General features: G+C 69.2%; 7 protein-coding genes. 6 read left to right on the top strand and 1 reads right to left on the bottom strand.

The features are described 5' to 3' along the window. Positions 1–87: 87 nt before the first annotated feature. The 6 genes from ACFV4K_RS20750 (at position 88) to ACFV4K_RS20725 (ending at position 5651) form a co-directional block, all read left to right on the top strand. Positions 88–957, top strand: coding sequence for a DUF5666 domain-containing protein (locus ACFV4K_RS20750; protein ID WP_379276894.1), 870 nt, complete (start codon positions 88–90; stop codon positions 955–957). 170 nt (positions 958–1127) lie between these two features. Continuing rightward, complete coding sequence (locus ACFV4K_RS20745; RefSeq protein WP_379276893.1) at positions 1128–2237, top strand: hypothetical protein; 1110 nt, start codon at positions 1128–1130, stop codon at positions 2235–2237. A gap of 146 nt (positions 2238–2383) precedes the next feature. Continuing rightward, positions 2384–3199 carry an SDR family NAD(P)-dependent oxidoreductase gene (locus tag ACFV4K_RS20740; protein ID WP_379276891.1) on the top strand — a complete coding sequence of 272 codons (816 nt, stop codon included), beginning with the start codon at positions 2384–2386 and terminating at the stop codon, positions 3197–3199. 8 nt (positions 3200–3207) lie between these two features. Further along, positions 3208–3753, top strand: a complete 546-nt coding sequence (gene pyrE, locus ACFV4K_RS20735; protein WP_357284893.1) for an orotate phosphoribosyltransferase — start codon at positions 3208–3210, stop codon at positions 3751–3753. A gap of 153 nt (positions 3754–3906) precedes the next feature. Then, positions 3907–4965: a beta-ketoacyl-ACP synthase 3 gene (locus ACFV4K_RS20730; RefSeq protein WP_379276889.1), complete on the top strand. Its 1059-nt coding sequence runs from the start codon at positions 3907–3909 to the stop codon at positions 4963–4965. Next, the gene (locus ACFV4K_RS20725; protein WP_379276887.1) at positions 4965–5651 is read left to right on the top strand and encodes a lysoplasmalogenase family protein; all 687 of its coding nucleotides are present in this window, start codon (positions 4965–4967) and stop codon (positions 5649–5651) included. The genes ACFV4K_RS20730 and ACFV4K_RS20725 overlap by 1 nt, the downstream gene beginning before the upstream one ends. 123 nt (positions 5652–5774) lie before the next feature. Here the strand turns inward: ACFV4K_RS20725 and ACFV4K_RS20720 are convergent, their stop codons facing one another. After that, on the bottom strand, positions 5775–6263 hold the full coding sequence (locus ACFV4K_RS20720) for a hypothetical protein (RefSeq protein ID WP_379276886.1): 489 nt from the start codon (positions 6261–6263) through the stop codon (positions 5775–5777). Between the last annotated feature and the right edge of the window lie 186 nt (positions 6264–6449).

Genomic DNA, 6449 nt, shown 5'->3' with positions numbered 1-6449 from the left:
CTTCGGCTCGCGCGGGGGCCTCGCCGTTTCGGGACCGTTCGGTCGAGTTCGCGGCTCGGTAGCCGTACTCCGCCTACCCTGGAGGCCATGACTGATCCGAGCGATCCGTGGTCGCGGCGGCCGGAACCGGGCCCCGGGGAGGGGCCCGCCGAGCAGGCCGTCCCCGGCGGCCACACCTCGGACAGCGCCGCGGCGTACGGGCCCACCGAGTCCATACCCGCTGGTCCGACCGACTATTTCGGGCAGCAGCCGGGGCCCGAGGCGACGCGGGTGTTCCCGCCCACGGACGCCGGCTGGGGTGGGTACGACACCGGCGGCGGCTACGAGCCGACGGCTGTCTACCCGGGGCAACAGGGGTACGCGCCCACGGGGGCCTACGGCGCTCCGGGCTATCCGCCCGCGCCCGGCTATCCGGGTGGTGCGGGCATGCCGCCGCCGGGCGGCTATCAGCCCGCGGGTTTCCCGCAGAATCCGGCGCCGCCCCCGCCGCCGCGCAAGACCACCATGTGGATCGCGCTGGGTCTGGCCGCGATCATCGCGGTCGCCATCGTCGGGGTGGTCGTGGGAACGCTGCTGAGCAACAACGACTCGTCCGACAGTGCCGCCGGACCCAGCACCTCCGGTCTCGGCCTGCCCGCCTTCCCGGGCAACACCTCCTCCCTGCCGCTGCCCAGCGGGGTGCCCACGATTCCGGGCCTGGGCGATCTGGACCAGCTCGGCGCGGACATGGGCACCATCGCCTCGAACGACGGCTCGACGCTCACCATCACGGCGCTGTCCGGCAGCACGGTGACGGTGAAGACCGACGACAAGACGCAGGTAATCTCCCTGGGTAGCACCAAAGTCGCGGACCTGCCAGTAGGGGAAGTCGTTATGGTGCAAGGCGATAAGAACGCGGACGGATCGATCCAGGCGAAGCTGATCTTCAGCACTTCCCTGCCGAGCGGAACCCGATGAACCCACTTACGGTTGCCCCAACCTGAAGGTTCGCGGCGCGTCTCGTTCTGGACTGAGCGGAGCGGAGGAGCGAAGCGGGGGAGCGGAGGGAGGGAAGAACGAGACCTTCAGCGCCGCGAACCCGCCGGAGCGCAGCGGAGGCAAATCAAACACAGTTAGGGTAGGCGGCGATGACGGCTATATGGTTCGGGCTGGCGGCGATCGCGCTCGTGGGTGCGATCGTGCTGCTCTATTTCGATCGGCTGCAGCGGCAGCGCACCGGGCATGTGCGACAGGTCTGGGCGAAATCCCAGGGCTACACCTATGTTTCGGTGGAGCCCGCGCTCGCCTCCACCTGGCGGCGCGGCGCGCTCGCCAAGCTGGGTTACCTGTCCGCGGTGGACGTGGTGTCGGGTAACCGCAAGGGCGAGAAGTTCGTGCTCTTCGATCTGGAGGACGCCGCCACCCTGGTCGCGGTGCGCCGTCAGATCGGCTCGGACATCGATATCGACCTGCGGCTGAAAACCGCGGCGCCGCCGAAGGATCACGATCTGGAGCTGCTCGGCGCCATCGGCGACCGGGTGGTCTTCGCGACCAATCCCGATGTCGCGCGGCACGCGGTGGATCAGCGCATGGTGGCGTTCATCGAGTCGCTGCCCGACGAGGTGCAGCAGCTGTGGTCCGAGGGCAACTGGACGCTCGGCATGCTGCCGGTCGGCGCGGTCGCCAAGGACTGGGAGACCGCCATCGACGCGGTGCTGCGGCTGTCCGGCCTGCTGCACGTGCTGCCGCCGGTCATCAATGCCGAACGCGGTCGCGACGAACTGCCCGAACCCGGTCGCTCGCAAGCGGTTCCCGAGGACGACGGCTACGACGGCCACGACGAGTTCGGCGACCACGGTGACCAGGAGCGCGACCCGCGCGCCCAGCGTCCCGCCCGCGACGACCGCCCGCGCGACGACGACTACGACTCCTCGCTGGTCAGCGATATCGCGGGGGGCGCGGAACCGGACGGCGAGCCCGAAAGCTGGCGTCCCGCACTGAAAGTCGTGCCGGATCCGCGCAACCGCCCGCGCCGCAACTGGCCGCCCGCCCCCGAGGGCGAGCAGGACCACTACGACGCCGACGGCCCCGACCACGAAGACCGTTGGGGCGACCCGGAATCCGGCGACCGGCGCGCCGAATCGGATCCGGACCGCGAGCCCGAGCAGGGCTGGCGCCGGGATCAGGGCCGCAGCGCCCCGCCCGGCGGACCCTTCCATCCGGGCTTCCGCCCCTACCAGGGACCCGCGCCGAGGTGACGCCTCGGCCGTGTCTACGCGCGGCGCGCCGCAGCCACAGGGTGTCTGCGCGAATTCGCCGCGTGTGGATCGGCCAGGGACCAGAATGAGGGCGCAGTTCAGGTCATCGCCGACCACTCCCCGATCGTGCGAGTGATGGGCCGTCGATGACCGAGAGTTCCCCTGATCAGGTGCGCCTGCCGGGCGCCCGCCGTCCGGTGGCCTTGGTCACCGGGCCGACCTCCGGCATCGGCAAGGCGTACGCCACCAGGCTCGCCGCCCTCGGCTACGACCTGGTGCTGGTGGCGCGGGATGAGGAGCGGCTGGCCGCGCTGGCCCACGACCTGCGGGTGCGGTTCGCCGCGCGCGCCGAGACGCTGCCCGCCGATCTGAGCCGGGCCGCGGATCGCGACCGGGTGGCCGCACGCCTGGCCGAGGGCGTCGAATTCCTGGTCAACAATGCCGGATTCGGCATGTCGGGGGAGTTCTGGACGCAGGACGCCGACGCCCTGCAGCACCAACTCGATGTGAACGTCACCGCTGTCGTGCAGCTCACCCGGGCGGCCCTGCCGCCCATGCTGCACGCGGCCCGGGGCACCGTGGTGAATGTGGCCAGCATGGCGGGCCTGATCCCCGGACGGGGTTCGACCTATTCGGCCTCCAAGGCGTACGTCGTATCCTTTTCCCAAGGGCTGGCCGGCGGGCTGGCCGGAACCGGAGTCCGGGTGCAGGCCTTGTGCCCGGGATTCGTCCGCACCGAATTCCATGAGCGGGCCGGCATCGAGATGGCCTCGCTACCGCGACCCCTGTGGTTGAGCGTGGACGAGGTGGTGGCCGGTTCGCTGCATGATCTGGAGAGAGACCGGGTGATCAGCGTGCCCGGAATGCAGTACAAAGCGATCGTCGCGATCGCCGGGCTCATCCCACGAACCCTGGTGACCCGCCTGAACCGGGGCCTGTTCAACGCACGCGGAAGGACATAGACACAGCAATGCAGGTAACGACGACCGACCGGGACAGACTCGCGGCTCTGGTGCGCGAGCTCGCCGTCGTGCACGGGCGGGTGACCCTGTCCTCCGGCAAAGAAGCCGACTACTACGTGGACCTGCGCCGCGCCACCCTGCACCACGAGGCCGCCCCGCTGATCGGCAAGCTGCTGCGGGAGCTCGTGGCGGATTGGGACTTCGACGCGGTGGGCGGGCTCACCATGGGCGCCGACCCGGTGGCGGCCGCGGTCCTGCACGCGCCGGGCCGGCCGATCGACGCCTTCGTGGTGCGCAAGGCCGCCAAGACCCACGGCATGCAGCGCCAGATCGAGGGCCCCGACATCGTGGGCAAGCGGGTGCTCGTGGTCGAGGACACGACCACCACCGGCAACTCCCCGATCACCGCGGTGCGCGCGCTGCGGGAGGCGGGCGCGATCGTGGTCGGCGTGGCCACCGTGGTGGACCGTGAGACCGGCGCGGACGGCATCATCGCCGCCGAGGGTCTGGAATATCGCTCGATTCTGGGCCTGAAGGACCTCGCCCTGGGGTAGGACTTATGTCCTGGTGTCAGGGTGTGTCCTTACCGGACGGTTAACCAGACTTGGCTCTGGGCTGAAACCTTGCTCTGGGTTAGCCTGAGTCCTGGTCTTACGTCCGACAACGGTGTCGACAAATGATTGTGTGAAGGGTCGTGTGAGTCACCAGTGGTGAGCATTGCAATCAACAAGGGTCAGCAGAATATTGCGATGCTCGGCATCGGTGCCTACCGGCCCCAGCGCGTCGTCAGCAATGCCGAGGTGTGCGAGGTCCTCGACTCCACCCCGGAGTGGATCTTCGAGCGGACCGGCATTCACAACCGGCGCTGGATCTCCGGCGACGAGACGCTGCGCAGCATGGCGGTCGCCGCGGGTGAGCGGGCGCTGAAGAACACCGGCATCGACCGATCCAAGATCGGCGCCCTGATCCTGGCCTCCTCCAGCTGGCTCAAGCTGACCCCGCACGGCGCGCCGACCGTGGCCTCGGACCTGGGTATGAACGGCATCCCCGCCTTCGACCTGGTCTCCGGCTGCGGCGGCTTCGGCTACGGCCTCGGCGTGGCCGCGGACATGATCCGTTCCGGCTCGGCCGAGTACATCCTGCTCATCGGCGCCGAGACGATGACCGTCGGCCTCGACCCGACCGACCGCGGCACCGCCATGATCTTCGGTGACGGCGCGGGCGCGGTCGTGATCGGTCCCGCCGAGGAGAACGGCATCTCCCCGACCGTGTGGGGCTCCGACGGCGAGAACGCCGAGGCCATCGCGCAGGACGTGGACTTCCTGGAGTTCATGAACAAGGCGCAGCGCCTGCAGGGCACCGACCCGTCGGTCGAGGCCGTGGGCCGGATGTCGCTGCACATGGAGGGCCCCAAGGTCTTCCGCTGGGCCGCCGTCACCCTGCCGCGCGCGCTGTCCAGCGCGATCGAGCTGTCGGGCGTGGCCAAGGACGACATCGAGGTGTTCGTCCCGCACCAGGCCAATGCCCGCATCAACGAGCTCATGAAGAAGAACCTCGGGCTCCCCGACGACCTGCCGATGGCCAATGACATCGAGAACACCGGCAACACCTCCGCCGCCTCGATCCCGCTGGCCATCGAGGAGATGCTGGTGACCGGCAAGGCCAAGGGCGGTCAGCTGGCGCTGCTGCTCGGTTTCGGCGCGGGTCTGTCCTACGCCGGCCAGGTCGCGGTGCTGCCGCCGGCCCCGGCCGAGCCCAGCTTCTGATGGCCCGCCCGTTCCGGGCCGCCTTCGTCGGCGCGGCGGCGGTGACCGTCTACGGTGCGGTCACCGGTCGCGAGAAACTGCAGTGGGTCGCGAAGCCGTTGCTGATGCCGTTGCTGGCCGCCGACGTGGCTGTGAACGGCAAGCGCCTGGATCCCGCCGACCGCACGGTGCTGCTCGGTTCGCTGGCCGCGGCCACGGTCGGCGACGTGCTGCTCATCGAGCCCGACGACGACCGCCGATTGATCGCGGGCGCTTCGTCTTTCGCGGTCATGCAGACCGGTTACTCGTGGCTGTGGTGGCGGCACGGGGCGCGTCCCCGGCCTGCCATCGCGGGCCAGCGACTGGGTGCCTGGCTGGGCGCGGCGACGCTCATGCGGTTCAAAGCCCCCACGGTGGCGGTGCCGCTCACCGTGTACGGTGCGACCCTGGGCGCCGCGGCCACCCTGGCCTCGGATCCGGAACTCGCCCGCGATGCGAAGAACATTGCGGGCGTGAACGTTCCGAACGCCGATCCGCGCAGCCGATTGGGTCTGGGCGCGCTGCTGTTCACCGTGTCGGACGGATTGATCGTGCTGCGCCGCATTTTCGCGCGCGGTGAGAAGTCGCGCCGGATCACCGAGGGCGTCATTCTCGGCACTTATGCCGCCGCGCAATATCTGCTGGCGGATCCGCGCGCGCATCGGTAGGTATATCGGTAGGCGTATCGGCAACCGAATAGGTCACCGTATCCGTCACCCGGAATTCGATACGAAAGAACCCCATCCGGAAATCTCTGGATGGGGTTCTTTCGTGTCTCCGGTGCCCGAGGATCAGGGCAGGATCTGGGGAACGGAATTCGGGGCGATCGCGCCGACGAGCAGACCGACCAGCGCCAGCTGCAGGCCGGGGCCGACCGCGCAGAGCGGGATCAGCGGAATTCCGACAATGGTGACGCCACAGATGACGGCGCCGGTCGCGGCCCCGATCACGAAGCCGAGGGCGGCGGCATTGGCCATCGGATCGTGGTTCTGGGCATTCGGGTCGGTGGCGATGTCCTGCGGCTGCGAGATCTCGGCCGCGGCCGGGGTGACATCCGAGGTCACGGGCTGTGTGGCTGTGGGGGCGACGGGCTGCGAGACCTCGGCCGCGACCGGGACCGCCAGGGTGAACGCGGCGAGCTGCACGACCGGCGCCGCCTGCGGGGCCTCGATCGGCGCGGTGGCGGAAGCCGTTCCCGCGCTGGCGAAAGTGGCGGCCACCGCCAGCGGCAGAGCCGCGACAACTGCCTTACGACCGAAATCACGAATGGTGCGACGCATGATTATTCCTATCCTCCCGGGCCCCCGATGCACGCTGAACTCAGATGGCGTGCAGAACGATTCGCGTTGCCAGAGCAACGGAACAAGTTCTATCGGATGTCGGTCCAGGAATCAAGTTTCGGTTATTCGGCGGCGGCAAAAATAGAAAGCGCCTCGAACCGCATTCGGTCCGAGGCGCATTCACGG

The sequence above is a fragment of the Nocardia sp. NPDC059764 genome (genome assembly GCF_042732555.1).
GTDB lineage: Bacteria > Actinomycetota > Actinomycetes > Mycobacteriales > Mycobacteriaceae > Nocardia.
Note: the sequence above shows the minus strand (reverse complement) of the source record. Positions and strands in the feature narration are given on the sequence as shown.